At 60.1% G+C, this 25,727-nt stretch carries 27 protein-coding genes; 17 read left to right on the top strand and 10 right to left on the bottom strand.

Annotated elements, in window-relative coordinates; all coding sequences use genetic code 11:
- The first annotated feature begins 3 nt into the window (after positions 1-3).
- The 8 genes from hemH to V7660_RS00375 all read left to right on the top strand — a co-directional run bounded on the left by hemH (position 4) and on the right by V7660_RS00375 (position 8,586).
- Positions 4-1,086: a ferrochelatase gene (gene hemH / locus V7660_RS00410; RefSeq protein WP_335601136.1), complete on the top strand. Its 1,083-nt coding sequence runs from the start codon at positions 4-6 to the stop codon at positions 1,084-1,086.
- Entirely contained in the window at positions 1,086-1,514 is a 429-nt protein-coding gene (locus V7660_RS00405) for a CopD family protein (protein ID WP_335601135.1), read from the top strand. The genes hemH and V7660_RS00405 overlap by 1 nt, the downstream gene beginning before the upstream one ends.
- Positions 1,515-1,664: 150 nt before the next feature.
- Positions 1,665-2,954, top strand: coding sequence for a transcription termination factor Rho (gene rho, locus V7660_RS00400; RefSeq protein WP_348211942.1), 1,290 nt, complete (start codon positions 1,665-1,667; stop codon positions 2,952-2,954).
- A 16-nt stretch (positions 2,955-2,970) separates the two neighbouring features.
- Positions 2,971-4,305, top strand: a complete 1,335-nt coding sequence (mnmE, locus tag V7660_RS00395) for a tRNA uridine-5-carboxymethylaminomethyl(34) synthesis GTPase MnmE (protein WP_335601134.1) — start codon at positions 2,971-2,973, stop codon at positions 4,303-4,305.
- Between the two features lie 67 nt (positions 4,306-4,372).
- Entirely contained in the window at positions 4,373-6,238 is a 1,866-nt protein-coding gene (mnmG, locus tag V7660_RS00390) for a tRNA uridine-5-carboxymethylaminomethyl(34) synthesis enzyme MnmG (protein ID WP_442910006.1), read from the top strand.
- A 5-nt stretch (positions 6,239-6,243) separates the two neighbouring features.
- Complete coding sequence (rsmG, locus tag V7660_RS00385; RefSeq protein WP_335601133.1) at positions 6,244-6,861, top strand: 16S rRNA (guanine(527)-N(7))-methyltransferase RsmG; 618 nt, start codon at positions 6,244-6,246, stop codon at positions 6,859-6,861.
- Positions 6,854-7,666 (top strand): ParA family protein, encoded by an 813-nt coding sequence (locus tag V7660_RS00380; protein ID WP_335601132.1) that lies wholly within the window; start codon positions 6,854-6,856, stop codon positions 7,664-7,666. Before rsmG ends, V7660_RS00380 begins: the two co-directional genes overlap by 8 nt.
- 5 nt (positions 7,667-7,671) lie before the next feature.
- A complete protein-coding gene (locus tag V7660_RS00375; RefSeq protein ID WP_335601131.1) occupies positions 7,672-8,586 on the top strand; it encodes a ParB/RepB/Spo0J family partition protein in 915 nt (304 codons plus the stop codon).
- A gap of 3 nt (positions 8,587-8,589) precedes the next feature.
- Here V7660_RS00375 and holA read toward each other — a convergent pair whose 3' ends face one another.
- The 4 genes from holA to V7660_RS00355 are packed head-to-tail and all read right to left on the bottom strand — an operon-like array spanning position 8,590 to position 13,126.
- Positions 8,590-9,624: a DNA polymerase III subunit delta gene (holA, locus tag V7660_RS00370; protein ID WP_335601130.1), complete on the bottom strand. Its 1,035-nt coding sequence runs from the start codon at positions 9,622-9,624 to the stop codon at positions 8,590-8,592.
- Complete coding sequence (lptE, locus tag V7660_RS00365; protein WP_335601129.1) at positions 9,624-10,097, bottom strand: LPS assembly lipoprotein LptE; 474 nt, start codon at positions 10,095-10,097, stop codon at positions 9,624-9,626. Before lptE ends, holA begins: the two co-directional genes overlap by 1 nt.
- Complete coding sequence (leuS, locus tag V7660_RS00360; RefSeq protein ID WP_335601128.1) at positions 10,094-12,661, bottom strand: leucine--tRNA ligase; 2,568 nt, start codon at positions 12,659-12,661, stop codon at positions 10,094-10,096. Before leuS ends, lptE begins: the two co-directional genes overlap by 4 nt.
- Positions 12,662-12,697: 36 nt before the next feature.
- Entirely contained in the window at positions 12,698-13,126 is a 429-nt protein-coding gene (locus V7660_RS00355) for a DUF3576 domain-containing protein (protein ID WP_335601127.1), read from the bottom strand.
- Between the two features lie 106 nt (positions 13,127-13,232).
- On the opposite strand from V7660_RS00355, the gene V7660_RS00350 reads away from it, so the two are divergent.
- Both V7660_RS00350 and V7660_RS00345 read left to right on the top strand, forming a co-directional pair.
- Entirely contained in the window at positions 13,233-14,414 is a 1,182-nt protein-coding gene (locus V7660_RS00350) for a porin (RefSeq protein WP_335601126.1), read from the top strand.
- A gap of 79 nt (positions 14,415-14,493) precedes the next feature.
- Positions 14,494-14,943 carry an NtrZ family periplasmic regulatory protein gene (locus tag V7660_RS00345; RefSeq protein WP_335601125.1) on the top strand — a complete coding sequence of 150 codons (450 nt, stop codon included), beginning with the start codon at positions 14,494-14,496 and terminating at the stop codon, positions 14,941-14,943.
- Here the strand turns inward: V7660_RS00345 and V7660_RS00340 are convergent.
- Positions 14,940-15,563, bottom strand: a complete 624-nt coding sequence (locus V7660_RS00340; protein ID WP_335601124.1) for a thiamine phosphate synthase — start codon at positions 15,561-15,563, stop codon at positions 14,940-14,942. The genes V7660_RS00345 and V7660_RS00340 overlap by 4 nt on opposite strands.
- Positions 15,564-15,567: 4 nt before the next feature.
- Between V7660_RS00340 and V7660_RS00335 the strand changes: the two genes are divergently transcribed.
- Positions 15,568-16,236 (top strand): YggS family pyridoxal phosphate-dependent enzyme, encoded by a 669-nt coding sequence (locus V7660_RS00335; RefSeq protein WP_335601123.1) that lies wholly within the window; start codon positions 15,568-15,570, stop codon positions 16,234-16,236.
- On the opposite strand, the gene V7660_RS00330 is transcribed toward V7660_RS00335, so the two are convergent.
- Positions 16,233-16,736, bottom strand: a complete 504-nt coding sequence (locus V7660_RS00330) for a L,D-transpeptidase family protein (protein ID WP_335601122.1) — start codon at positions 16,734-16,736, stop codon at positions 16,233-16,235. The genes V7660_RS00335 and V7660_RS00330 overlap by 4 nt on opposite strands.
- A gap of 105 nt (positions 16,737-16,841) precedes the next feature.
- On the opposite strand from V7660_RS00330, the gene V7660_RS00325 reads away from it, so the two are divergent.
- Positions 16,842-17,528, top strand: a complete 687-nt coding sequence (locus V7660_RS00325; RefSeq protein WP_335601121.1) for a response regulator transcription factor — start codon at positions 16,842-16,844, stop codon at positions 17,526-17,528.
- On the opposite strand, the gene V7660_RS00320 is transcribed toward V7660_RS00325, so the two are convergent.
- On the bottom strand, positions 17,525-18,328 hold the full coding sequence (locus V7660_RS00320; protein WP_335601120.1) for an exodeoxyribonuclease III: 804 nt from the start codon (positions 18,326-18,328) through the stop codon (positions 17,525-17,527). The genes V7660_RS00325 and V7660_RS00320 overlap by 4 nt on opposite strands.
- A gap of 282 nt (positions 18,329-18,610) precedes the next feature.
- On the bottom strand, positions 18,611-19,270 hold the full coding sequence (locus V7660_RS00315) for a LolA family protein (protein WP_335601119.1): 660 nt from the start codon (positions 19,268-19,270) through the stop codon (positions 18,611-18,613).
- A gap of 241 nt (positions 19,271-19,511) precedes the next feature.
- Between V7660_RS00315 and trxA the strand changes: the two genes are divergently transcribed.
- The 4 genes from trxA to V7660_RS00295 are packed head-to-tail and all read left to right on the top strand — an operon-like array spanning position 19,512 to position 21,666.
- Positions 19,512-20,402, top strand: a complete 891-nt coding sequence (gene trxA, locus V7660_RS00310; protein WP_335601118.1) for a thioredoxin — start codon at positions 19,512-19,514, stop codon at positions 20,400-20,402.
- A gap of 54 nt (positions 20,403-20,456) precedes the next feature.
- On the top strand, positions 20,457-21,107 hold the full coding sequence (locus tag V7660_RS00305) for an LON peptidase substrate-binding domain-containing protein (RefSeq protein ID WP_335601117.1): 651 nt from the start codon (positions 20,457-20,459) through the stop codon (positions 21,105-21,107).
- Between the two features lie 8 nt (positions 21,108-21,115).
- A complete protein-coding gene (locus V7660_RS00300; RefSeq protein ID WP_335601116.1) occupies positions 21,116-21,364 on the top strand; it encodes a Trm112 family protein in 249 nt (82 codons plus the stop codon).
- On the top strand, positions 21,361-21,666 hold the full coding sequence (locus V7660_RS00295) for a DUF971 domain-containing protein (protein WP_335601115.1): 306 nt from the start codon (positions 21,361-21,363) through the stop codon (positions 21,664-21,666). Before V7660_RS00300 ends, V7660_RS00295 begins: the two co-directional genes overlap by 4 nt.
- Here V7660_RS00295 and V7660_RS00290 read toward each other — a convergent pair.
- Positions 21,663-22,901, bottom strand: coding sequence for an FAD-dependent monooxygenase (locus V7660_RS00290; RefSeq protein WP_335601114.1), 1,239 nt, complete (start codon positions 22,899-22,901; stop codon positions 21,663-21,665). The genes V7660_RS00295 and V7660_RS00290 overlap by 4 nt on opposite strands.
- A gap of 214 nt (positions 22,902-23,115) precedes the next feature.
- Here V7660_RS00290 and amt point away from each other — a divergent pair, with 214 nt between their 5' ends.
- Complete coding sequence (amt, locus tag V7660_RS00285; RefSeq protein WP_335601113.1) at positions 23,116-24,495, top strand: ammonium transporter; 1,380 nt, start codon at positions 23,116-23,118, stop codon at positions 24,493-24,495.
- Between the two features lie 83 nt (positions 24,496-24,578).
- Here the strand turns inward: amt and V7660_RS00280 are convergent, their stop codons facing one another.
- Complete coding sequence (locus V7660_RS00280; protein WP_335601112.1) at positions 24,579-25,529, bottom strand: fasciclin domain-containing protein; 951 nt, start codon at positions 25,527-25,529, stop codon at positions 24,579-24,581.
- Positions 25,530-25,727 lie beyond the last annotated feature (198 nt).

Genomic DNA, 25,727 nt, shown 5'->3' with positions numbered 1-25,727 from the left:
CTCATGGGCCGCAAGATCGCAATTGTTCTGTTCAATCTGGGAGGACCGGATTCAGACAAGACCGTGCAGCCCTTCCTGAAGAATCTTTTCCGGGATCCGGCCATCATTACGGCGCCCCTGCCCGTTCGCTGGTTCCTGGCTCGGCTCATCTCCACAACCCGCGCCCCGTCGGTCATCAAGAACTACGCCATGATGGATGCCGGCGGCGGTTCACCCCTGCTGCCGGAAACGGAAAAACAGGCCGATGCGCTGACAGCTGCATTGACGGAAAAGCTGCCGGGGGACGAGGTCCGCTGTTTCGTCGCCATGCGCTATTGGCACCCCTTCACGGAAGAAGCCGCAGCCGAAGTGAAAGCCTGGGGCGCAGATGACGTGATCCTGCTGCCGCTCTATCCGCAATTCTCCACGACCACGACGGGTTCGTCCCTCACAGCCTGGAACAAGGCCTACAAGGGCCCGGCCAAGACGATCTGTTGCTACCCATTCGCCGAAGGGCTGATTTCGGCGCATGTCGATCAGATCATGAAAGCTTACAAAGCCGCAGGTGAGCCGGGCGATGTCCGGCTGTTGCTGTCTGCGCACGGCCTGCCCGAAAAGATCGTGAAGGATGGGGACCCTTATCAATGGCAGTGCGAGACCATGGCGGAGATGATTGCTGGTCGCGTACCATCCGATTGGGAAATCGTGCCATGCTACCAGTCGCGTGTCGGTCCGCTGAAATGGATCGGCCCGCCTACCGAAGAAGAAGTCGAGACAGCCGCAAAGGATGGAAAGAACATCCTGATCGCGCCGATCGCCTTTGTCTCCGAACATATCGAAACCCTGGTCGAACTGGGCGAGGAATATCGCTTGGTCGCCGAACAGCATGGCGCGGCAAGCTATACGCGGGTCGAAGCACTGGGCGTGCATGAGGAATTCATTTCCATGCTGCGCGACGAGGTTCTGCAAACACTCTCCGAAGACCTGTCGATCCGGTCCTGTGCCGGCTCCCGGCTCTGTCCGACCGATTGGAAGAAATGCCCGAACCGCATGTCCCATCCGAAAGTGGGCCAGCGTGCCAATCCTGTTCGCAAGGAAAATGCCTGATGCCATATCTCTGGGTGAAAGCCGCACATGTCGTGTTCGTGATCGCGCTGATGGCAGGCTTGCTGGTTTATCCGCGCTACAAGATTCACCAGCTCTCCAGCAAGCCGGGCGAACCCTTGTTCGAGACGATGAAGGATGCCTCGAACAGATTGCGCAAGATTATCCTGAACCCCAGCCTTGTCCTGGTCTGGATCTTCGGCCTGACCATGTTGTGGCTGAACCCGTCCCTGCTCAGCATGCCCTGGATGCATGTGAAACTGTTGCTCGTCCTGATCGTGTCCGGCCTTCATGGCTATTTCATCGGCATTGGCAAGAAGATTGACCGCGGCGGTGACGGCATCACGGTCAAGCGCCTGCGAATGCTGAACGAGGTGCCGTTTCTCCTGTTGATTGGGATTGTCATCATGGTCATCGTCCGGCCGTTCTAGGCGCCTCAGCGCCCGCCCCCTTGACGATTTGGGCCTTCTGGCCCCATATGCACGGAAACCGCTGCGCAGTCCTTGCGCGGGCGAAGACCCCCCGATTTCAAAATCCGGCTCCTGCATTCCTTACAGAAGCCCCTTATCCGGAATTCATCCATGGCCTCTTCCATGCTCGACGACATCACCAGTGTGAAACTCAGCGATCTCAAGGCGAAGTCGCCGGAGGAACTGCTCGCCTATGCCGAGGAGCTGGAGATCGAGAATGCCTCGTCCATGCGGACGCAGGACATGTTGTTCGCCATCCTCAAGGAACTCGCTGACAGTGAAGTGGAAATCACCGGCCAGGGCGTGCTGGAAGTCCTGACCGACGGCTTTGGCTTCCTGCGCTCGCCGGAATCCAACTACCTTCCCGGCCCGGACGACATCTATGTCAGCCCGGAAGTCCTGAAAAAGGGCAATATCCGCACAGGTGACACGGTCGAAGGGCCGATCGTGGCGCCGCAGGACAGTGAGCGCTACTTTGCGCTGACAGACGTGTCTCGGATCAATTTCGAAGAGCCGGACAAGGCCAACAAGAAAGTCCACTTCGACAACCTGACGCCGCTCTATCCTGAAGAGCGCCTGCGCATGGAAAGCAATGATCCGACCCGCAAGGATCGCTCTGGCCGGGTGATTGACATCGTTGCGCCGATTGGTAAGGGCCAGCGCGCCCTGATCGTTGCGCCGCCGCGGACAGGTAAGACGGTGCTGCTGCAGAACATCGCCTCGGCCATCGAGGAAAATCATCCGGAATGTTACCTGATCGTCCTGCTGATCGATGAACGTCCGGAAGAAGTCACCGACATGCGCCGCACCGTGAAGGGTGAAGTTGTCGCTTCGACCTTTGACGAGCCGGCAACCCGTCACGTCCAGGTCGCAGAAATGGTAATTGAAAAAGCCAAGCGCCTCGTCGAGCACAAGCGCGACGTGGTCATCTTGCTCGACTCGATCACGCGTCTCGGCCGCGCCTACAACACGACCGTGCCAAGCTCCGGCAAGGTGCTGACCGGGGGTGTGGATGCCAATGCCCTGCAGCGTCCGAAGCGTTTTTTCGGCGCCGCGCGGAACGTCGAGAATGGCGGCTCGCTGACCATTGTTGCGACGGCCCTGATTGATACCGGCAGCCGCATGGACGAAGTCATCTTCGAGGAATTCAAAGGTACGGGTAACTCCGAAGTCGTGCTGGATCGCAAGATTGCCGATAAGCGGACCTTCCCGGCCATCGACATCATGAAGTCCGGTACGCGGAAAGAAGAACTGATCACGCCAGCCGATCAGCTGTCCAAGATCTACATCCTGCGCCGTATCCTCGGCCCCATGGGCACGAATGATGCCATCGACTTCCTGTTGGATAAATTGCGTCAGACGAAGAATAATGATGAGTTCTTCGAAGCGATGAAGAACTAGCGGAGCGAGCCTGGCCATGAGCGAGCGCGATACGATCTGCGCCCTCGCCTCGGGCCAGCCCCCTGCTGCGATCTGCATTATCCGGCTCTCCGGGGACCGGATCTGGAAACTGGCAGGCGCCCTGCTCGATTGCGGCCTCCCCGAACCGCGCCGCGCGACGCTGACCAGGTTCCGCGATGAAGACGGCAACCTCATTGATGAGGGCCTGGCCGTCTTCATGCCGGGGCCGCATTCCTATACGGGCGAAGACACGCTGGAGCTTTATCTTCACGGCGGCCCCGCGGTCATTACTCATGCAATCAGTACACTGACGAGTGAGCCGGGTGTGCGCCTCGCGGAGCCGGGCGAATTCACACGCCGCGCCTTTGAAGCGGGCAAGATCGACCTGACCGAGGCCGAAGGCGTCGCCGACATCATTGAAGCCGAGACCAATGCCCAGAAAGCGCAGGCCCTGCGCCAGCTAACGGGCGGTCTTACCGAACAGTATGACCAGTGGCGGGCAGACCTGACAGGCATACTTGCCCTGGTCGAAGTGGTCGTGGATTTCCCGGACGAGGAAGATGCGCCGGAAGAAACGACGGCGCCGGTCATCCGGAAACTGACGCGACTGATCCACGAAATCGAGGAAGCACTTGGCGATCGGGGTATCGGAGAGAAGATCCGAGATGGCTTTCGCATTGCGATTATCGGCGCACCGAATGCCGGCAAATCTACCCTGCTCAACCGGCTTGCGGGTCGCGATGCTGCCATTGTGACGTCCCGCCCCGGCACAACCCGCGACGTTATCGAAGTGCGCCGTGTCATGGGCGGTCAAATCGTCTGGCTGTCGGATACGGCAGGCCTGCGCGAAACAGAGGACGAAATCGAAGCTGAAGGCGTGCGCCGCGCAGAGCGTGTCGCCGCCGAGGCGGATTTGCGCCTGTTCATGGTTGACGGAAGTGCGCCCGAGCTGGGGGTGTTGTCCTCCCCCTTCCGCCAAACGACGGATATGGTGGTGGTAAACAAGGCCGATGCCGATCTGGCAGCCTGGCTCCCCGAATATGACCACAAGATCTCCGCAAAAGACGGCGATGGCGTGCCGGAACTTGAAAAGGCGCTGGCGGATTGCATCTCCAAAAAGGCCGCATCTGTTGAAGCTCCCGTGATTACGCGGGCGCGTCACCGGGCACGTCTCGTTGACGGGCTTTCCTGTCTCATCGCGGCACGCGAAGCTCTGGAGCATGGTACCGGCCCGGAGCTTGCCGCTGAAGATGTACGCCTGGCGATCCGGCATCTGGGCGCGGTAGTGGGCTCGGTGGGTGTGGAAGATGTGCTCGGTGCGGTGTTCTCCCAGTTCTGCATCGGCAAATGACCCCTAGGGTTTGAGGCGTCGAGCCGCTATATAGCGCCTTTCTGAAACCCGGATCCGAAGTAGCGCCATGAGCGAGATGAACCAGTTTGATGTAATTGTGGTGGGCGGCGGTCATGCCGGCTGCGAAGCGGCTGCGGCTGCGGCGCGCACGGGTGCGCGTACGGCGCTCGTCACCCACAAGCGCGCGACCATTGGCGAGATGAGTTGCAATCCCGCCATTGGCGGACTGGGCAAGGGTCATCTGGTGCGCGAGATCGATGCGCTCGACGGATTGATGGGACGTCTTGCGGACAAGGCGGGCATTCAGTTTCGGATGCTGAACCGGTCCAAGGGTCCGGCTGTCTGGGGGCCGCGCTCCCAGATCGACCGGAAGCTCTACCGCGATGCCATGCAGGCGGAACTGGCCGACTATCCAAACCTGACCATCATTGAGGATGGGGCTGAAGACCTGATCGTGGAAGATGAACACGTCGCTGGCGTGATTGGCCTGAAAGGCGAAATTTATCGTGCGCCGTCTGTCGTGATTACGACAGGCACATTCCTGAAAGGCATCATCCATATCGGCGCGAAACGTATCCCTGCCGGCCGGGTCGGTGAAGCACCTGCAATTGGCCTGTCGGACCGGCTCTATGGACTTGGCCTGCCGATGGGGCGTCTGAAAACAGGTACGCCGGCGCGCCTCGATGGCCGTACCATCGCCTGGGACCGTTTGGAAATGCAGCCGGCTGATGAGTCGCCGATCCCGTTTTCCTATCTAACGGACGCGATTACTGTGCCACAGGTACAGTGTGGCATTACATGGACGACGCCCGAAACCCACGCAATCATAGCGGAGAATATCGAACAGTCTGCCGTCTATTCTGGCGCAATTGCTGGTCGTGGACCGCGTTATTGCCCGTCCATTGAAGACAAGGTTCATCGCTTCGCCGACAAGGACCGCCACCAGATCTTCCTGGAACCGGAAGGCCTGGACGATCACACCGTGTATCCAAACGGAATCTCGACCTCCCTGCCCGAAGAGATACAGGAACGTTTCCTTCGGACCATTCCGGGTCTTGAGGCCGCCAAGATCCTTCAACACGCCTATGCCATTGAATATGATTATGTTGACCCACGTGCCTTGTCGTCGGCGCTCGAAGTCCAGGTTCTGCCCGGCCTCTATCTCGCAGGCCAGATCAATGGCACTACCGGCTATGAAGAAGCCGGAGCGCAGGGCCTTGTCGCTGGATTGAATGCGGCTCGGGCCACTGCCGGGAAAGACCCCGTCATTTTTGATCGGGCGGAAGCCTATATTGGCGTCCTGATCGATGATCTCGTCACGCGCGGTGTGACCGAACCCTATCGGATGTTCACCTCCCGCGCGGAATACCGATTGGCACTACGGGCGGATAATGCCGACCAGCGCCTGACCGAAAAGGGTATTGCCGCCGGGTGTGTTGGGTCTGACCGGGCAGACGTGTTTCACGTGAAACACCAGGCGCTCGAGTTCGCCCGGGATCTCCTGACATCACTGACCCTGTCCCCCGCAAAGGCGGCGCAAGCCGGGTGGTCGGTGAATCAGGATGGCCGCGTGAGGTCCGCCTGGGAATATCTCTCTTACAAGGACATCAATCTGAAAACGCTCGGCTCTGTCTGGCCTGACGTTTTGGAGATATCCGATGAGATCGGGAACCAGATCGAAATTGAAGCGCTTTATTCCTCATATCTCGAACGCCAGGCGGCGGATGTCGCCGCGCTTCGGCGTGATGAGGATCTGATGATCCCATCCGATCTCGACTATTCCGGGATCGGCGGCTTGTCGAATGAAGTGCGCCAGAAACTGGTAGCGGTCCGTCCATCAACCCTTGGACAGGCCGGACGGATTGAAGGCGTGACGCCCGGCGCTCTGACCGCGCTCTTAGGATATGTTAAGCGCCGCAAGAAAGCCGGTTAACTCTCATGATGAATTCCGAAGACCGCGCGGCCTTTTTGGCCGAATTCGATGTTTCACGTGAAACATCGGAAAGATTGGACGCCGTGATCTTAACTCTCGACGCGTGGCGACAACGATCAAATCTGATCGGTCCGCGTGAGTGGCCCCAGATATGGACCCGCCATGTGGCAGATTCTTTCCAGATTCTCCCATTTATACCTGAAACTACGCGCTGCGTGGATTTAGGTTCCGGCGCGGGCTTTCCGGGACTCATCGTATCAGCGGCGCGGCCGGAGGGTCATGTGACGATGATGGAGAGTGTTGGGAAGAAATGCGCATTTCTTCGCGCCGCCATCGAAGCGGCAGGGCTGAATGCATCGGTCTATCAGGGCCGCATCGAGGACGCACCGCCCTCCAGAGCGGATATTGTCACGGCCCGGGCGTTTGCGCCGCTTCCGAAATTGCTCGATTACGCATCGCCCTGGATGGAAAACGGCGCAACAGGGGTTTTTCTCAAGGGCGAACGCTGGAAAGAAGAATTGACGGACGCCCAACAAAGATGGAACTTCGCCTATGAGGCGATTCCAAGTCGCACTGGTGGGTCAGGCGTGATTTTGATCGTGAGGGAGCTCAAGCGTGGTTAGCGGTAAACCTAGAATTTTCGCAGTCGTGAACCAGAAAGGTGGCGTCGGGAAGACAACGACGTCCATCAATCTCGGCACGGCATTGGCCGCCGTGGGCCGGCGCGTCCTGATTGTCGACTTTGATGCCCAGGGCAACGCGTCCACGGGTCTCGGTATTGAGCGCAAGGACCGGCACCAGACATCTTATGACATCGTTGTGGACCGGATTCCGCTTGAAGAGGCCGTCCTGTCCACAATCGTGCCGCGTCTGGATATTGTTCCCGGTGATGAAAACCTGTCCGGTGTAGAAACCGAATTGGCCAATGATGCCCACCGCTCCTACAAATTGCGCGATGCCCTGCAGGACTATGTGGAACGCTCGGCGCAGGGTGAACTGGTCAAGTATGACTACATCCTGATCGATTGCCCGCCATCCTTGTCGTCGCTCACATTGAACGCAATGACGGCCGCGGATGCGCTTCTGGTTCCGCTTCAGTGCGAGTTCCTGGCGCTGGAAGGCCTGAGCCAGTTGCTGCGCACGGTCGAAGTGGTTCGCTCAGGGCTCAATCCGAACCTTGAAATCCAGGGCGTGGTTCTGACCATGTATGACCGTCGGAACAATCTGTCCGACCAGGTCGCCGACGAAGTGCGCGCCTTCTTCGGGGCCAAGGTCTACAACACGGTCATACCGCGGAATGTCCGCCTGTCCGAAGCCCCATCCTTCGGCAAACCGGCCCTGTTGTACGATTATCGCTGTCCCGGCAGTGAAGCCTATATCCGCCTCGCTTCGGAAGTCCTTCAAAGAGAGAAAGCCCGCGCGGCCTGACCAATATGAGTGACGACGCAAAGAGCAAACCCTCCCGCCTTGGACGCGGCCTGTCTGCCCTGATCGGCGAGGTCGAAGCTGTCTCTACACCTGAAGCAAAGACTACAGATGGCGGCACGGGCGGTCCGAACGAGATCGCCCTCGACGACATTCGGCGCAACCCGAAGCAGCCTCGCCGCACATTTGATGAAGCGGCGCTCGAAGAGCTTGCTGGCTCCCTGAAATCCAAGGGCGTCCTCCAGGCAATTCTCGTGCGTCCTGATCCGAAGGAAAAGGGCAAGTACCAGATCATCGCAGGGGAGCGCCGCTGGCGCGCCGCAAAGCTTGCCGGTCTGACCAGTATTCCCGCGGTAGTGCGGGATACAGATGAGCTTGAACTGCTTGAAATCGGCATCATCGAGAATGTCCAGCGTTCCGACCTCAACCCGATTGAAGAAGCCGAAGCCTATGAGGCGCTGATGAAGCGCTTCGGCCGGACACAGGACAGTCTCGCCACCAGCGTCGGCAAGAGCCGGGTTCACATCACCAATACGCTGCGCCTGTTGCAATTGCCGGAAGGCGCGCGCGAGCATGTGCGCGCAGGCCATATCACGGCCGGTCATGCACGCGCCGCCCTCGGTGCGCCGGACCCGGAAGCGCTCGTCGAACTGGCGGTCGAGAAGGGCCTGACGGTTCGCGAGGTCGAGGCCCATGCCAAGGCTGCCCGCGAAGACACGCCGATCGAGACCAAGGCAGCCCGGCCCAAACCGGACGACAAGGATGTCGACACGGAAGCGCTGGAAGCCGACCTGTCGCGGTCCATCGGGCTCGATGTGGATATCCGGCATGGCAAGAATGGCGGCGAATTGCGCATCAAGTATCGTGACCTGGAACAGCTCGACGATGTGTGCCGGCGCCTGACGGCCAAGCGCAAGATCTAGCGTCTAGCTTGCCATCTCGGCGGCGCGCGCGATTTCATTCATCAGTACACGTATTACTGGGTCGGCGCTGCCGGAGCCTGACTTGGCCTGCTGCTCGGCTTCGTAGATGCGCTCCATGACCCGCATCAATCGCTTGGTCGGCCATTTCCTGAGCCGCGCGCTGAACAGGCCCCATTCGCTTTGCCAGACCGGCGGCCGCAGTTTCATGCCGGGATTGGATTGTCCTGCGGCGATCCGGGATTGTGCATCGAGCATGCGCATCGTTTCAAATTGCAGCGAGCGGAGGATGGAAATCCCGCTGGTCCCGGCAACGGCCAGACGGTCGAGCGCGGAATGGACAAGTGCCGGTTTTCCGTCGAGCGCCGCCCGGATAGCCGCTGACAGATTGTGATCAATATCGGTGGCCGACAGCGCGCGGACATCTTCCACACCCAGAGGTCGGCCAAGCCCGCGCGCATAGAGCGCCAGTTTTTCGATCTCGGAATTGGCGAGGTTGCGGTGGCCCGGCAGGTCTCCGACGAACAGGGCGAGCGCCTCGGCTGTGATCTCGACACTTTCGGATTTCAGCACATCCTTCACACGCTTCTCAATGTCGCCGGCGTCATCCGCGAACAATTGAAGACATGCGGTGAGTTGCGCCGACTCTGCGGTGGCTCTGAGCTTCGAGCGTTTCTGCAGGCTTCCAGCTTCAATGATCAGCCGCGCGGAATAGTAGCCTTCCTGTGAGTCGCCTTTCTGAATCGCCTCGATCAGCAGGGCGGCGATCTTGTCACCGCTGGTCCGGACGCGAATAACCCGCGGATCGCCCAACAGGGAAACCGCTTCAAGACCATCGAACAGGAGAGTCGGATCCTTGCGAATGGAATCGTCATCAAGCGTGGTGACGTCCATGCTGGTGCCCTTGGGTGTCCAGGCCTTGATCAGGGAGAGGGCGGCATCTGAAGCCAGTCCGGAATCTTCTCCGAAGGCCAGGACTGCCCATACCGAAGGTTTCGGCTTGCGGGCAAAGTCAGCAGCCTGTTTGCCCTTGAGCAACATCACTGCACCGAAAGTTGGCGCCGGAGATCGTCCACGATGTTTTTCGCCAGAAGCTTCACCGCGCGTTCCGATGCGCTTTTCTGTGCAGCAATGTCTCCGAAGGAACTGTCGGGGACAGCAAAGCTTACTTCACCCACCGCAGACCCGTGGATGGATGTGCTTTCACGCGCCAACGTATAGTTTGCGGACGTTGTGACATTAGAACGTGAGGCGGCCCCATCCTGTTGAAATGCAAGCCGGGAGAGATTTTCCGTCAGGTCGACGGTCAGCGTTGCCGGTTCAGCCACATTTGGAAGACCAATGGCCAGTTCTTCCTGTAGGGCGCGCCGGAGAAGGTAACCGGACCGTCCATCAATCGGCTCGACCGCGATGACGCCGCCGGTGTAATTCGCACCGCTGCCCGTCGAATAGACAGGCTTGAAACCACATCCGGCAATCAGGGCGAAGGCGAGCAGAGCAAGGAGCTGTTTCATGCCACCACGATATTCACGATGCGGCCCGGCACGACAATGGTTTTCTTCACGGACTTGCCTTCGATGAAGCTGGCCACGTCCGCATGTGCTTTCGCTACGGCTTCGACGGAATCCTTGTCCATGCTCTTCGGCACGGTGATTTCAGCGCGCCGCTTGCCATTGACCTGGACCGCCATCGTGACCTCATCATCCGCCAGCAGGGCGGGATCTGCCACCGGCCACGGCGCAGACGAGACGAACGCGGGCTGGCCGAGCCGCTCCCAGCAGGCTTCTGCCAGATGGGGCATGAACGGCGTCACGCAGCGGGCCAGCATGGAGGCGCCTTCAATCCGCGCACCAAGAACAGCCTCGCCAGCAGATTCTGCTTTTTTCAAGGCGGTGACCCATTCATGGATACTGGCCACGGCCGAGTTGAAGCGGAATTCCTCAATCGCCTTGTCGATGGCGGCGACGGCCTTGTGGCTTGTCTTGCGCAGCGCCGTCGAGTCGGCATCAGCGCCCGGTTCGATGCTGGCGTTTTCCGGCAGCGCGTCGAACACGCTCCACAGGCGCTGGGCAAATCGGGATGCGCCTTCAACACCGGACTGCGTCCACTCGACATCCCGCTCGGGCGGGGAATCCGACAGAACGAACCAGCGCGCCACGTCTGCGCCAAACTGGCTGATGATGGCATCCGGATCGACCGTATTCTTCTTCGACTTCGACATTTTCTCGATCGGGCCTGTCGTCGCAATTGCGCCGGTAGCAGTCTCGATCCAGGTATCGCCGTCGCGTGTAATCTCTGAGGGCTGGAGCCATTTTCCGGCCGCTGATTTATAGGTCTCGTGGGTCACCATGCCTTGCGTGAACAGACCTGCGAACGGCTCTCCGCTCGGCAGGTCCAGCAGGCCGACATCGCGCATCGCCTTCGCAATGAAGCGCGCATAGAGCAGGTGGAGGACGGCATGCTCGACGCCGCCGACATATTGGTCGACCGGCATCCAGTAGGCGCGCTCTTCCAGATCGTCTGCACTGGCGAAGCGGGAATAGTACCAGGAGCTGTCGACGAAGGTGTCCAGCGTATCCGTTTCACGTCGCGCCGCCGCGCCGCATGTCGGACAGTCGACATGTTTCCAGCTTGGGTGGCGTTCCAGCGGATTACCCGGCTGGTCGAAGGACACTTCTTCCGGCAGCTTCACCGGCAAATCAGATTCCGGCACAGGGACGATGCCACAGCTGTCGCAATGGATGACCGGGATCGGGCAGCCCCAATAGCGCTGGCGCGAGACGCCCCAGTCCCGCAGGCGGTAGTTCACCTTGCCCTGGCCGAGCCCCATGGATTCGACCTTCTGGATAGCTGCGCGCTTGGCATCATCAATCGCCATCCCGTCCAGGAAGTCGGAATTGAAGATGCTGCCGGGGCCGGTATAGGCCTCGTCCTCGACATCGAACGTGGCGGCGTCTGCGTCCGGTGGCAGAACAACCGGCGTGACGCTCAGGCCGTACTTGCGGGCAAAGTCGATATCGCGCTGGTCGTGCGCCGGGCAGCCGAAAATGGCGCCTGTGCCGTATCCCATCAGGACGAAGTTCGCGACCCAGACGGGCAGGATCTTCGACTCGTCAAAAGGATGCTTCACCGTCAAGCCGGTATCGAAGCCCAGCTTGTCAGCCTTTTCGATAGCTTCTTCACTGGTGCCGATCTGGGCACATTTCGCGCGGAAGGCTTTCAGTTCATCGGACTGTTCGGCCAGCTGAACGGTCAGTGGATGGTCCGGCGACAGCGCAATAAAGCTGGCGCCAAACAGCGTATCGGGACGGGTCGTGAAAATCTCGACGCCAGTGTCGAAACCTGCGGGCGCGGCGCTGTCGAATTCGAAGCGCATCTGCAGGCCTTCCGACCGGCCAATCCAGTTGGCCTGCATGGTGCGCACCTTTTCTGGCCAGCGCTCCAGCTTCTGTACTTCAGTCAGCAGGTCTTCAGCGTAATCAGTGATGCGAAAGAACCATTGGGTCAGTTCGCGCTGTTCCACCAGTGCGCCCGAGCGCCAGCCGCGCCCGTCGATGACCTGTTCATTGGCCAGCACCGTATTGTCGACCGGGTCCCAATTCACTTTCGAGGCCTTGCGATAGACGAGGCCCTTTTCCAGGAATTTCAGGAACAGGCCCTGCTGCGCACCATAATATTCCGGGTCACAGGTCGCGAATTCCCGGCTCCAGTCGAGCGACAGGCCGAGCTTCGAAAACTGGGCCTTCATCGAGGCGATGTTCTGGTAGGTCCATTCACCCGGATGGACATTGCGCTCCATGGCGGCGTTTTCGGCTGGCATGCCGAACGCATCCCATCCCATCGGGTGCAGCACATTATATCCTTTGGCGCGCTTGTGACGGGCAACGACATCGCCCATCGCGTAATTGCGCACATGGCCCATATGTAGCCGCCCGGACGGATACGGGAACATCTCCAGCACGTAGGCTTTCGGCGCATCGCCTGCCTCAGCGGGAGACTTTGCGTTGAAGAGTGCAGCCTTGTCCCAGGCTGCACGCCATTTCTGTTCCGCGATCTGCGGATCGTAACGGGTCGCCATGCCCCTGACCTTTCCGGATAATTCGCTCAGCCGGGCCTAGCCCAGCTGGGAGTTCTTCAGCAGACGCGCCCGATCCAGAATCTTGTTCTCGAGCTGGAGCGCGGTTTCCGGATCGACGTCCACATCAGCCCATTCGCCGGCTTCGTTCTTTTCCTGACGGAACACGGAGACCTTCACGCCATCGGCGCGCAGGCGCGTATCGAGAATGTAGACGGTTGCCTTGATGCGCTCATTCGGCGCGGCGGCATACGATTTCCAGTCATACGTGATCAGGCCGCCGATCGGATCGGCAGTTGCCACAGGCAGATCTTCGAACGTGTCGAGCGATGCACGCCAGAGATATGGGTTCACGCTACCGATATTCTGCTGGATGACACGGGCTTCGGCGTTGCCGCCCGATTTGGACTGGCAGCCTGAAACCATCAGCATGCCGGCAATCGCCGCAGAGAAAACATATTTGACCATGAAGAAAGTTCCTGAGTGCAAGACCTTGTTGACGGCCGTTTGTATAACAAGGGGTGTACGGGCTCGCCAGTGCTGATCTGCGCGTCGTCAACCATGGAGGACCGGTATGAAATTCGCGCAAGTCACCCTTTTCGCTGCAGCGCTTGCCAGCCCGCTGGCGCATGCGCAATGGGAAGATGATTGGAACCCGTGGGAGACCGAGACAGATTTCGGGACAACGATGGCTATCATGCCGGAGGGCGACGAACAGGTTCTGGCGCGTGCCTGGGCTGGCGTATCAACCAATCGCATCCTCGAAAACGGGCTTGAGATCGGCGTTGCCGGCCGGCTCGAAGTGCAGAAGGACCATCCCCAGCGTGCAGGGTTCAGTGGCTTGGCCGCCGCGGCCGAGGGCACGGGGTTTGGGTATCAGGGGGCCTTCACAGGCCTGGCTATCGGGGCTGAGCCGGAAGAAGCCGACACCCGCGCCGAAATTGAAACGGCCTATGCCTATGTCGAGGGCGGCTATGGCGAGGTGCGTCTTGGCCGGGATCTGGGGGTGGCTGCCCGCTTTCAGGAAAATGCGCCGTCGGTCTTCGATACACTCGCCAGTGGCCGCCAATCCCTCGATCCGACGGGCATCGACATGGTTACGACCCGGCATGATCTGACCGGACCCTCCGCAAAGATCACCTACACGACGCCGCGCCTTATTGGCATTCGTGCCGGCCTGAGTTTCACGCCAAAAGCTGATGTCCGGGGCCTTGACCGGGATGCGGATCGCAACCTGCCGGGCGCCGCGCCGATCACGCTGGTCAATGCGATCGAAGGCGCGGTCAATGTCTCACGCCTGCTGCGCAGTGAAGGAATAAGGCTTAGCGGCGCGCTGGGGGCCAGCACGGCGGAGGTCGAGGCGCCGCCCTATGCGTCCGCGCTTTATGGCCAGGTCACCACTTGGTCACTCGGGGCAAAAGCCGAATTCGAGACCATCTCGATCGGCGCCTCCTGGCTGGCCACCGACAATGGCATTGAGGGAGAGGGTGACTATGATTCATGGACGGCGGGCGTCACCAAATCCCTGGGCGACTATGTTCTCGGCGCAGAATACGGCTGGGCGGAGGACAAATTGACGGGATTGGAGGGAGATGCCTGGAAAATTGGCGTTTCCCACGCTGTCACAAAACATGCAAAAATTACCCTCGGATACGCCGAAAACAGCCTGAACCTGTCTCAGCCAAACACGTTAGCTCTTTTGTCCGGCAAAAACTCCCCTGAGGGGATTGTGATAGAAATCACACTATCGGACTAGAATTGCTGGCCTGTCAGATTCTTAATCTTCTCTTTACCCGCTCCTCTGACTATTTTCCCAATCAGAGGTGCTTAGAAAAATGAAGCTGGGCTTTGCAACAATCGTGATCGCACTGTGCGCGCTGGCCATGCCAGCTGCGGCGCAGGATGACGTACCTGCACCTGCCATGGAAATGGCAACCCCCAGCATTTCCGAAACCTCTGCGGCCAAGTCCGAATGGTATCGCCAATTTGCGCAGGCCAAGCCGGCCAGCGCCGAACCTGTTTGGCAGGCCCAGGCAGACCGGGAATTCTCGATGCAGTTTGGCGGCGACACACGCTGGCAGCTGAACATCGACAAGGTGTCCCGTAATGACCTGTCTCCGCTTCCGCGTGAGGAAATGCAGGCGGGCGCCACGTTCCGCATCACCCCGCGCTTCTCTGTCGGCGGTGAAGTCAGCGTGGGCGCAGACGAACTGAATGACACATCGACGTGGGAATCCCGCGAAGTCGAAGCTGGCATCCGGCTCAAATCCGCTTTCAAATTCTAGGACCTGAACGGGTCCCTTATTCCTTCTATTGCTGCCAATCCCGCTGCATCGCAGATGCTTGATGCGTTGTGGGAATTCACACCGCCGAGCCCATAGAGGGGCACGGGGCTATGCTTTGACAGGTTGCGCAAGGTGAGAGTGCCCAGCGGAGATCCGGCCGATGGGCTCTTCGATGGAAACACAGCCGAGACGAGCGCCGCATCGAAGATGTGCGCATCAATCTGGCGCAATTCCTCGCGTCCATGCGCACTCACACTCATGAGATCAAACCGTCCCCGCCATTTCCGGGCTTTGTCTTTCTGTGAGAACGGCCAGTGTACGCCCGCTGCGCCGACCTTGATGGCGAGACCAGGATCTGCCGAGATCAGCAGGGCAAGGCCCCGCCGGTTCGCAATGTCGGACAGCTGGCGGGCCTGCCATAGACGGTGCGCGGCGCCATAATGACGATAGATAATGCCCCACCCGGCCGGCAGGTGCTCGGCGACGGATAACGGATCAGGGGTTCGCTGGGGATCGGTCAGGAAGAGGGCCGGCGGCAGCCAGGACGGCAAATGGCACCCTGCCCGTCTTGCCGCAGAGATCAGCTTGCGTCTTGCCTCATCTTGGGGTTTCTGCGCCATCAAGATGATTGATACGGACTTCCCCGGAATTGCCAAGCGCCGCGCCGAGATCCTGAGCGATCTTGGGGGCCTTTCTAAAACGCCGCCCACACTCGTGGCGGTGACCAAGACGCAGCCGGACGCCGCGCTGGAGGAGATCCTGGCGGCTGGCCAGCGCGTGTTTGGCGAGAACCGCGTGCAGGAAGCTTACGCGCATTGGGCAGACCGCCGGGCAGATTACCCGGATCTCGAACTGCGCCTGATCGGCCCGCTGCAATCGAACAAGTCCGAAGACGCTGTGCGCCTGTTCGATGTGATTGAAACGCTTGATCGCCCAAAACTCTGCCGCGAATTGGCCAAGGCGGAAGAGAAGACCGGGCAGAAACGCCAATATATGATCCAAGTGAATACGGGCGAGGAGCCGCAAAAGGCGGGTGTCGCGCCCGATGGCGTCGAGGAGCTTCTCCGCGCCGCCCGCGACCAGGGGCTCGATGTGGTCGGCTTGATGTGCATCCCGCCCGTAGAAGAACCTGCCGGGCCGCATTTCGCGTTGCTCGCCAAGATCGCCCGTAGGCTCGGTCTCACGCAACTTTCCATGGGCATGAGTGCAGATTACGATATCGCCGCCCGCTTCGGTGCAACGCATGTGCGGGTTGGGTCGGCCCTGTTCGGGGCGCGCGATTACACTGCCTAGAACGAGATTTCGATCTCGGTGTCCGGCAGCATCACTTCGAGCAAGGCCAGCAAATCCTCCCGCTCCAGTGCGATGCAGCCTTCCGTGGGTTCGAAATTCGGCCTGGCCACATGCATGAAGATCGCACTGCCACGGCCCGGTTCGGCCGGGTCGTCATTATAGCCGAGCTCGACAATCACGTCATAGACATGGTCATCGCGCCACAATTTCTCATGGCTCGCCGCAAAAGGCAGGGATACGGGACGGTTGTACAGAGGGTGCTCCGGCGCGTCGCACCAGCCATCATAAGGCTTCAGCGGGACAAGTGGCAGGCTGGTTGCAGGCGGGTCCAGCCGGTCGGGCCTGAAGAAGACATTCCGTATGGGCCAAACGCCGGCCGGCGATGCGCCGTCGCCCTCGCGCTTCTGCGACGCGGAAACCACGCCGCCCTTGCCGAGCACGCACCGCGCCGTAAATCCGGGCCCGGAGAGCTTGCCCGTTTGCGTCGCAGTGAATTTCATGCTCACGGAAGGCTCCCAAACTTGTGATTGCGTGTCAGGCAAAGTCTTATGGCATCTGGCGCGAGCTGCAATACACAGCGATGGCCGATGTCCAAGGAGATGCCCGTGACAGGTAAGAAGACGATCCTGCTGGTTGATGATGATGCAGACCTGCGCGAAGCCCTCGCGGAGCAATTCGACCTGCATGATGGATTCGAGACCCTGCAGGCGGCAAATGCCAATGAAGGCATCACCCAAGCGCTGGCCGAACGGATCGACCTTGTGCTGCTGGATGTCGACATGCCCGACATGGATGGCCGCGAAGCCTGCAAGCTGATGCGCCAGAAGGGGGTCCGTGCCCCGATCATCATGTTGACCGGACAGGATGGCGACGCCGATACGATCCTCGGCCTAGAATCCGGCGCGAATGACTATGTGACCAAGCCGTTCAAATTCTCGGTCTTGCTGGCCAGGGTGCGGGCGCATTTGCGCAGCTTTGAGCAGTCCGAGGATGCGACCTTCCAGGTCGGCCCGTATGAATTCCGGCCGTCGATGAAGCTGCTCGTAACCGAAGACGGTCGCAAGGTGCGCCTGACGGAGAAGGAAACCAACATCCTGAAATATCTCTACCGCGCGCAGGGCAAGCCGGTGGCGCGGGACGAGCTGTTGTCAGAGGTCTGGGGCTACAATGCCACGGTCACCACGCACACGCTGGAAACCCACATCTATCGTCTGCGGCAGAAGGTCGAGCCCGACCCGGCCAATGCCCGCCTGTTGCTGACAGATGCCGGCGGATACCGTCTCCAGCCCTAGACCTTCATCTCGACACTGATCGGCGCGTGGTCTGACGGTTTCCAGCCGCCGCGCCAGCCGAGATGGATCTTGAACGTGTCCAGTTTCGTATCCGGCAGGGCGGCGGGGTTCATCCAGATATGGTCGAGCCTGCGCCCGCGATTGCTCTTGGCCCAGTCCTTCGCGCGATAGCTCCACCAGGAATACAGTTTCTGGTGGTCCTCGACGGCGAGGCGCGCAATGTCCGCAAACGCAGCCTGGTTGCGGGAGTCTTCGAGCCGTTCGGTCTCACCGGGCGTGTGTGAGACGATCTTCAGCAATTGCTTGTGCGACCAGACATCATTTTCATGTGGCGCCACGTTGAGGTCACCGACCAGCACGCGCGGCGTCTTGCCCTGCTTCTTGTAGGCGGGCCCGAGGCGTTCGAGGAAATCCAGCTTGTGGGCGAACTTGTCATTCACGTCCGGGTTCGGCTCATCGCCGCCGGCGGGCAAGTAGATATTGTGAATCTCGACGCCCGCGACTTTCGCAGCGATCACACGGGAATGTCCGTGGCGACAAAGATCGGGGGACTCAACGCGCTCGATGGGCAGGCGCGAGGCGATGGCCACACCGTGATGACCGCCCTTCTGACCGTTCAGCACGAGATGCGGCAAGCCCATTTCGCGAAACGCCTTTTCCGGGAATTCCCCGTCCTGGCATTTCGTTTCCTGCAGGCAGATCACGTCCGGCTGTTCGGCGGCGACAAAGGCTTCAACATTCGGCGCGCGCAAGCGGACCGAATTGATGTTCCAGCTGACAATTTTGAGAGAGTTCGACATTCACGCTGCGTAACAGTGTTTCTGGAAACGTCAACGCGCCCGAACGCGGGGAAGTTCGGGCGCGCCAGACGCTTGCTTTGCACGTCTCGTCGGGAGGGGAAGGCTCCGACGGTGACAACGCATTAGTTCACAGCGGGGGGGTCAATTGCTGCGCGGGGTATCTGCGTCGTCCACAGTTGCAAAGATGTCACTCCCGCAAAAATATTCAAGTGAATATTGTGTTATGTGCTTGGCTGTGTCGCCAGCGCTCCAGTTTTGAGTCGTCTGAGATCAAAACCCACCTCAATTCTCATCAAAATCCTTGAGGACGAACAGGCGCGGGTTCAGGCGTTTGCCGTAATTGACGTCCGTCAGCTGGACCTGAGTCATGTTCCCGCCGCTATCCACTGTGCGCCATCCGGTTAGGGCCATATCGCTTTCCTGCATCAACAGGGTCAGCGTGCCGTCCATCTCGCCGGACTGGTCGCGCAGTGTGATCGCGACCCGGCCATTGCCGGTCGTCACGTCGAGCACTTCCGCTTCGGTGGCGAAATCGATCTCGTCATCCAGCAACAGGGCCAGCGGCGTGGTGCCGAGTGGCACACGGTCGGTGGTTTCCAGTTCGGAATCCTGCAGCGCCACAGTTGTGCCGTCGCTGACTACGAGCAGTGGGGTCGGCGCGTCATACTCGAAGCGGACCTTGCCGGGACGCGACAGGGCAAAACGCCCGGTCGATTCAGTATAGTCCGGGGCAAGCTGCTCGAACGTGCCGCTCGCGGTCTTTACTTTTGCCAGCGCTGTCGAGGCGCGCTCCAGCAGACGGGACCGATCAGCATCGCTCAGGCCGGCGGGCTGGGTGACTTGGGGTGCGGGGGCTGCGGCCTCTGTGGCCTGCAGGCCCATCGCAAAGGGGGATGCGGCGATGGCGGTAATTGCGCCGAGGCTTGCCAGGAAATTCAACATTGTGCGGTCTCCTCAATTCGTTGACCAATGGCTCTACACTTAAGCGCGCCGACCTTGCAGAAACAGGGCGCGAAAAAGGTATTTTCGTCGCTTTTCGTTGCGCCGCATTCAGCTTCACCGGATCGCATCTCCAGATTGACTGCCAGATGAACACAGCTTGGCCGGTTTGGTATCAGGACGGCTTCTTGCGAAAAGCGGGTCTCCGGCCCATGTTCCCTGCAGATATTCAAGGACACAGCTTATGACCGATACGGCTTCGCTTCACATCAAGGACACAACCGACCAGGACTTCATCGCCGATGTCGTGGAGGCTTCCGAGCAACAGCCTGTGATTGTGGATTTCTGGGCGCCCTGGTGTGGCCCATGCCGAACCTTGGGCCCGATCATCGAAAAGGCGGTCGAGTCGCGCAATGGCCAGGTGAAGCTGGTGAAGATCAATATTGACGAGAACCCGGCCTATGCCGGCCAATTGGGCGTGCGCTCCATTCCGGCCGTATATGCCTTTGACAAAGGCCGCCCGGTCGACGCCTTCATGGGCGCGCTGCCGGAAAGCCAGATCAATGCCTTCATCGAAAAACTGATGAGCGGCACCGATACCGGCAAGATGATCGCCGAAGCGCTGGACCAGGCCGAAGCCGCAAGCCAGGCGGGCGATATCGGCACGGCGGCACAGATTTATGCGGCTGTCATCCAACAGGAACCGGAAAACGTGACGGCCATTGCCGGTCTCGCGCGCTGCTACCTCGCCAATGGGGACAAGGAGCGCGCCACCGCGACGCTCGACATGATCCCGGCGGACAAGCAAAATGACAGTGCCGTCAAAGGCGTGCGCACGGCCATCGAGATGATGGGCGACGCGGCGGCCGAGCCGGACGAATTCGAAGAAGCTCTGTCTGCCGTCCTCGCCAATCCGGATGATCACGAAAAGCGGTTCGAGCTTGCAGAGAAATACGCCACGGCTGGCCGGTTTGGCGATGCAATCGACCATCTGCTGATCATTCTCGGCACCTCGCTCGACTGGGGCGAAGGCAAGGCCAAGGAAAAACTGCTACAGATGTTTGAAGCGGCGGGCGCAACAGATCCGGCGACGGTGAGTGGCCGCCGGCGGCTTGCATCGCTGATGTTTGCCTGAGGGAGCATTCGCTCCACATCTCTTTCAGGCCCAAGCAGAAAGAGGCGCGAGCCCATGACCCAGCCGACCTATACGCGCGTGTCAGACCTGCCGGAGCAGCTGGCCATCTTTCCCCTGCCCGGCGCGCTGCTGTTTCCGCGCTGGCAATTGCCGCTGAACATTTTCGAGCCGCGCTACCTGAACATGGTGGATGACGTCATCCAGGGTGACCGGATGATCGGCATGATCCAGACCGTCGGGGGCACGCGCGCCAAGCCGGATATTGCCCAGACCGGCTGTGCAGGCCGCATCACGACCTGGTCCGAAACCGGCGACGGCCGGTATCTGATTACCCTGTCCGGGATTGCGCGCTTTGATGTCTCCAACGAACTCTCTGTCATGACACCTTATCGTCAGGTGGAAGCTGATTGGACTCCCTATGTTGACGATCTGAAGGATGTGCCGCCGGCGCGCCTGCCAGACCGCACCCGCCTCGTGGGCGCGCTGCATGACTATACGGAGACCCATGACATGGCGACCGACTGGTCGGCTGTGGAAGAGGCGCCGCTCGAAACCCTCGTGAATGCCCTCTGTTCGGGATGTCCCTTCTCGGTGATGGAAAAACAGGCGCTCGTTGAGGCGCCCACCTTGAAAGATCGCGCGGAAACGCTCATCACCCTCCTGGAAATGGATGTGTCCGGCCAGGATGGCGGCACGCTGCAATAGGGGCGTTCATGTCTGAAGAGAGTGGCAAAGATACGGGAGCCCCGCGCAAGGGCCCCTCCGGGGTCGATCCCCGCCTGCTGGAAATCCTGATCTGTCCGGTCAGCCGCCAGCCGCTGACGTATGACCGCGCCAATGACGAACTTGTCTCGCCCAAGGCCCGGCTGGCGTACCCGATCCGAAACGGCATTCCGATCATGCTGGCGGACGAGGCGCGTGATCTGGATGAGACGCGGCCTGCAGGCGATTCCGCGCGATGAGCGATCCGTCCTGGCCGGTACGTCTGGCCTTTCGCAAATCCGCACAGGAATTGTTCGTCGAATTCGAGGACGGCGCGTCTGGTGTCATCCCTTACAAGCGCCTGCGCGAGGAAAGCCCGTCTGCGGAAGTTCGCGGTCATGGCAGTGGCCCGCGCCCACCGCAACCGCCTGTGCCGCAGGACATTTCCGTACTCGGCGCTGATCCGGTCGGACGGTATGCGATCCGCATCAAGTTTTCAGATGGCCATGATTCCGGGCTTTATACCTGGAAATTCCTGAGAGAGCTGACCATCGGCGCCTAGCGCATCAGGCTCGGCAAATGGTTCTGGTCCGCGCTCGCCTGACGCGCCAAAGCCTGGCGCAGGGGCGGGACCCGTTGAGCCAAGGTCAGCGCAAGCCCCCGCAAGGGCTTCAGAAAATTGCTGTCATTGGTAAAAGCGCGGTCGATGCCGTCCATGAACATGGCGGCGGCGGTGGCATCGAAGCGCCGCCATTTCTCGTAGCGTTCCAGACTGACATCCGACCCCGGATCAAGACCGACATCGCGTGCTTCGCCCATCACATCAATCAGGGCCCCAACATCCTTGAACCCGAGGTTCAGTCCTTGTCCGGCAAGCGGATTGATCCGGTGCGCCGCATCGCCCAGAAGGGCCGTCCGGGCCCCGACCATTCGGGTCGCCAATTGCATGATCAGCGGATAGGCGGAATAGGGCCCGTCGATCTCCATCGGTCCGGCAAACTCAGCGAACCGCGCATTCAGCTCGGCATTGATGTCCTCAACCGGCATGGCGGCAATCGCCTCAGCGGCGCCGCGTTTCATGTACCAGGCAAGGTTTGCGCGATTGTCCGGCATGGGCAGCGTGGCGAACGGGCCCTCCGGCGTGAACAATTGGCGAGCAATGCCGCCATGCGGACGCGCCAGCTTCACATTCGCCGCAAAGACCGACTGGTTGTAATCATGCCCTTCGGTCGTGATGCCTGCCGCTGCGCGCACGGAGGATTTCATGCCGTCACACGCGGCGACAAGGCGGGTCTCGATCCGGCGCCCGTCTGACAGCGTCAGGGTGGCGCCGGCGGGCCCGGTCTCCATCCCTTCAAACAATTGGCCGCGTCTCCAGTCGATGCCGTCGGTTCTCCCGCACGCTTCATCCAGTGCGGCCTGAAGCGCGGCCGCCGGCACCATCTGGCCAAGCGGCTGCCCGTCTGGATCGTCTGGCAGGTCTTCATTGCCAAAAAGCACGCCGGGTGCCCCGAACCAGTGCGTACCGCCATCAATTGCCTCAAGTCCGTTCAACGGCTCGGTCAATCCGCCCAGGGCCTCAGTCACACCGGCCGCGCCCAAGAGGCGCCAGCTGCCGCGGACAATCGCAAAGGTCCGCGTGTCCTGCCGCGGCACGGCGTCAGGGTGGCGAGCGTCAATAAGTATTACAGAAAAGCCCCGATTGGCGGCCAGAATCGCCAGGGTCGTGCCCACCGGTCCTGCGCCCACAATGGCGAGGTCATACGTGTGGTCAGACTGAAGGGCGGTTTTCGTCATGGCTCTTAGCTAGGTGTCCTCGCACGGATCGTCCAGCGATGATGGAGAATTAGGCGATTCGCCGCATCCCTGCCCACGCTTTGACCATGCCCCATCAGAAAAACCGGTCTGCCCCTATGCCCGTGCGACTTTCCTGCGGGCGCACAATCATATCGGTTCTGGGAGAGCACGGGGGGTCCCGAGCTCTGCAGTCTCGTGACGAAGGAGGGGCCAGATGGGCCAAACACTAAAGAATATGATACGCGGAGCAGCCTTGCTGCCGGCCGCATTAATGGTCGGGGCAGCTGCCTACGCTCAGGATGCAGACATCGAGGCGCGGCTTGCTGCGCTGGAAGAGGGCGTTGCGGGAAGCGCCAGCGCCTATGTCGACAACAGCTACTTGTTCCTCATTGGCGGCATCATCGTCATGCTCATGGCGGCCGGCTTCTGTATGCTTGAGGCGGGCCTCGTCCGCTCCAAGAACGCAGCCATGCAGTCCACCAAGAACGTGGCACTCTATTCCATCGCCGGTCTGATGTTCTGGGTCGTCGGTTACAACATGGCCTATCCGGCTGAATCCATTGGCGGCCTGTTGGGCACCACGCCCGGACCATGGGATGGCGGCGATCTCGCCGTCGAAAGCGATGCAGGCTATGCGCCGGCATCCGACTGGTTCTTCCAGATGGTGTTTGTGGCCACGGCCGCATCCATCGTGTCCGGTACAGTGGCAGAGCGCGTGAAGCTCTGGCCGTTCCTGATCTTCACGGCCGTCCTCACCGCCTTCATCTACCCGATCGTCGTGTCCTGGGAATGGGGTGCTGGTTATCTCGACTCCAAATGGGCCTTCTCCGACTTCGCCGGGTCCACGCTGGTGCACTCGACCGGTGGCTGGGCAGCGCTCGCAGGGGCCATCATCATCGGCCCTCGCATCGGCAAGTATTTCGGCAAGCAGGTTAATCCGATGCCGGGCAACAACATCCCGCTCGCAGCACTGGGTACCTTCATTCTGTGGTTCGGCTGGTTCGGCTTCAACGGTGCCTCGCAGCTTGCTGCGGGTACGGCAGCAGACATCAACTCCGTCTCGCAGATCTTCGCGAACACAAACCTCGCTGCCGCAGGCGGTGTGCTGGCAGCAATGTTCACCACGTCGATCCTTTACAAGGGCAAGGTTGATGCAACCATGGTCTTCAACGGCGCGATCGGTGGCCTCGTTTCCATCACGGCAGAGCCGCTGGCGCCGACCATGCTCGCATCCATCCTCATCGGCGGTGTGGGCGGTATCCTGGTCGTTGTGTTCGTCCCGCTGCTCGACAAGCTGAAGATCGATGACGTCGTCGGTGCCATCCCGGCCCACCTCGTCTGCGGCATCTGGGGCACAATGATCGTTCCGTTCTCCTATACGAACGCCATTGCGCCGAACGAAGCAGGGGATCCGAGCTATCTCGGCCAGCTGGTCGGCGTGGTCCTGACCGGTGTCTTTGTCATGATCGCCTCTTCGATTGTCTGGTACATCCTGAAACTTACCATCGGCGTACGTCCGACGGCCGAGGAAGAAGAGATGGGTCTCGACAAGGCAGAGATCGGTCTGGAAGCCTATCCGGAATTCGCGAACTAGGCTTTGCGACAGTCCAACAAGAAGCCCCGGCAGATCACTCTGCCGGGGCTTTTCATAATCAGGATGTGTGGGGTGATGCCGCCTTAGGATTCCTCATCCGGCATGATCACCGTATCGACCGCATGAATGACGCCATTCGAGGCATCGATGTCAGCGGCAACCACAGTTGCGTTTCCGATGGTCACACTGTCACCTGACTTGTTCACGGAAATGTCCGCATCGGCCAGCGTGGCAACGCTCATTTCGCCGTCGGCGATATTGCTGCTCAGCGTTTCACCTTCGACAATGTGCGCCTTCAGAATGGAGGTCAGCTTGTCATTGGCATCGCCGGATTTCAGCTTCGTCACCAGCTCAGGGTCAAGCTTCTCGAATGCGGCATTGGTCGGCGCGAACACAGTGTATTCAGCATCACCGTCCAGTTTGTCGGTCAGGCCTGCCTGTTCAACCATCGCCACGAATGTGGTGAAGCGCGGGTCTTCCGCAGCCAGATCGGCAATTGTGCCCTGCATGGCAAGGTCAGCCATGGCGTCGGTCTCGGACGCGTAGTCTGGACCACCCACACCCATCTCGGTATCGGCCGTAATGTCAGCTTCAGCCGTGGTGGTGTCGTTCATGTCGGCATCCACGGACCCATCGACTGTGACGTCTGCGGACTGGGTTTCGTCCCAGTCAGGCGTCTTCACATCGCCGGCCGGATCCATTTGTTCCGGGTTGGTGATGGCGGGATCATAGGTCTCCTGGGTATCCAGACCGGTTTCAACGTCAGTTTCGGCGTTCATGCTGGTGTCAGCCTCGGCCATGATGATTGTATCGGTCTCAGTCGTTGCGTCGGACGCTTTCGGGTCTTCCAGCACTTTCAGTTGCAGCGCATTCAGTTCCTCGATCGATAGCTCATCAATGTTTTGAGTGTCAGAAGTTTTTTCCATGCTCGCGGAGGCGTTAACATCCATGTCGGTCGCGTTAGGTTCCTGAGCGGTTGCGGCCATACCTGTTAACAGGGCGATTGTCGCGGGAATGATCAATGTGCGTTTCATCTTGAGCTCTCCTTTGGTGTTGGTCTCGCCCGATCAATGGGAGTGCGGTGGCTCCAGTTCCCAATATTACGGAGATTACACGCGATTCTTTAGGCTGGATCAGCTCGCCTGATTTCGATCAATGCGGGGTTTTTTGCCTGTTTTCGTCCTGTATTCGGTGCGTGGAAAAAGTTAATGCGGCAGATGCACAAGTTTCAC

It is taken from the genome of Hyphomonas sp. (genome assembly GCF_036964145.1).
In the GTDB taxonomy this organism is placed as follows: domain Bacteria; phylum Pseudomonadota; class Alphaproteobacteria; order Caulobacterales; family Hyphomonadaceae; genus Hyphomonas.
This window is presented reverse-complemented; position numbering and strand designations above follow the sequence as displayed.

Coding starts and splice junctions, on each gene's coding strand:
- hemH (WP_335601136.1), top strand. CDS start 4: ATGGGCCGCAAGATCGCAATTGTTCTGTTCAATCTGGGAGGACCGGAT.
- V7660_RS00405 (WP_335601135.1), top strand. CDS start 1,086: ATGCCATATCTCTGGGTGAAAGCCGCACATGTCGTGTTCGTGATCGCG.
- rho (WP_348211942.1), top strand. CDS start 1,665: ATGGCCTCTTCCATGCTCGACGACATCACCAGTGTGAAACTCAGCGAT.
- mnmE (WP_335601134.1), top strand. CDS start 2,971: ATGAGCGAGCGCGATACGATCTGCGCCCTCGCCTCGGGCCAGCCCCCT.
- mnmG (WP_442910006.1), top strand. CDS start 4,373: ATGAGCGAGATGAACCAGTTTGATGTAATTGTGGTGGGCGGCGGTCAT.
- rsmG (WP_335601133.1), top strand. CDS start 6,244: ATGATGAATTCCGAAGACCGCGCGGCCTTTTTGGCCGAATTCGATGTT.
- V7660_RS00375 (WP_335601131.1), top strand. CDS start 7,672: ATGAGTGACGACGCAAAGAGCAAACCCTCCCGCCTTGGACGCGGCCTG.
- holA (WP_335601130.1), bottom strand. CDS start 9,624: ATGTTGCTCAAGGGCAAACAGGCTGCTGACTTTGCCCGCAAGCCGAAA.
- lptE (WP_335601129.1), bottom strand. CDS start 10,097: ATGAAACAGCTCCTTGCTCTGCTCGCCTTCGCCCTGATTGCCGGATGT.
- leuS (WP_335601128.1), bottom strand. CDS start 12,661: ATGGCGACCCGTTACGATCCGCAGATCGCGGAACAGAAATGGCGTGCA.
- V7660_RS00355 (WP_335601127.1), bottom strand. CDS start 13,126: ATGGTCAAATATGTTTTCTCTGCGGCGATTGCCGGCATGCTGATGGTT.
- V7660_RS00350 (WP_335601126.1), top strand. CDS start 13,233: ATGAAATTCGCGCAAGTCACCCTTTTCGCTGCAGCGCTTGCCAGCCCG.
- V7660_RS00345 (WP_335601125.1), top strand. CDS start 14,494: ATGAAGCTGGGCTTTGCAACAATCGTGATCGCACTGTGCGCGCTGGCC.
- V7660_RS00340 (WP_335601124.1), bottom strand. CDS start 15,563: ATGGCGCAGAAACCCCAAGATGAGGCAAGACGCAAGCTGATCTCTGCG.
- V7660_RS00335 (WP_335601123.1), top strand. CDS start 15,568: ATGATTGATACGGACTTCCCCGGAATTGCCAAGCGCCGCGCCGAGATC.
- V7660_RS00330 (WP_335601122.1), bottom strand. CDS start 16,736: ATGAAATTCACTGCGACGCAAACGGGCAAGCTCTCCGGGCCCGGATTT.
- V7660_RS00320 (WP_335601120.1), bottom strand. CDS start 18,328: ATGTCGAACTCTCTCAAAATTGTCAGCTGGAACATCAATTCGGTCCGC.
- V7660_RS00315 (WP_335601119.1), bottom strand. CDS start 19,270: ATGTTGAATTTCCTGGCAAGCCTCGGCGCAATTACCGCCATCGCCGCA.
- trxA (WP_335601118.1), top strand. CDS start 19,512: ATGACCGATACGGCTTCGCTTCACATCAAGGACACAACCGACCAGGAC.
- V7660_RS00305 (WP_335601117.1), top strand. CDS start 20,457: ATGACCCAGCCGACCTATACGCGCGTGTCAGACCTGCCGGAGCAGCTG.
- V7660_RS00300 (WP_335601116.1), top strand. CDS start 21,116: ATGTCTGAAGAGAGTGGCAAAGATACGGGAGCCCCGCGCAAGGGCCCC.
- V7660_RS00295 (WP_335601115.1), top strand. CDS start 21,361: ATGAGCGATCCGTCCTGGCCGGTACGTCTGGCCTTTCGCAAATCCGCA.
- V7660_RS00290 (WP_335601114.1), bottom strand. CDS start 22,901: ATGACGAAAACCGCCCTTCAGTCTGACCACACGTATGACCTCGCCATT.
- amt (WP_335601113.1), top strand. CDS start 23,116: ATGGGCCAAACACTAAAGAATATGATACGCGGAGCAGCCTTGCTGCCG.
- V7660_RS00280 (WP_335601112.1), bottom strand. CDS start 25,529: ATGAAACGCACATTGATCATTCCCGCGACAATCGCCCTGTTAACAGGT.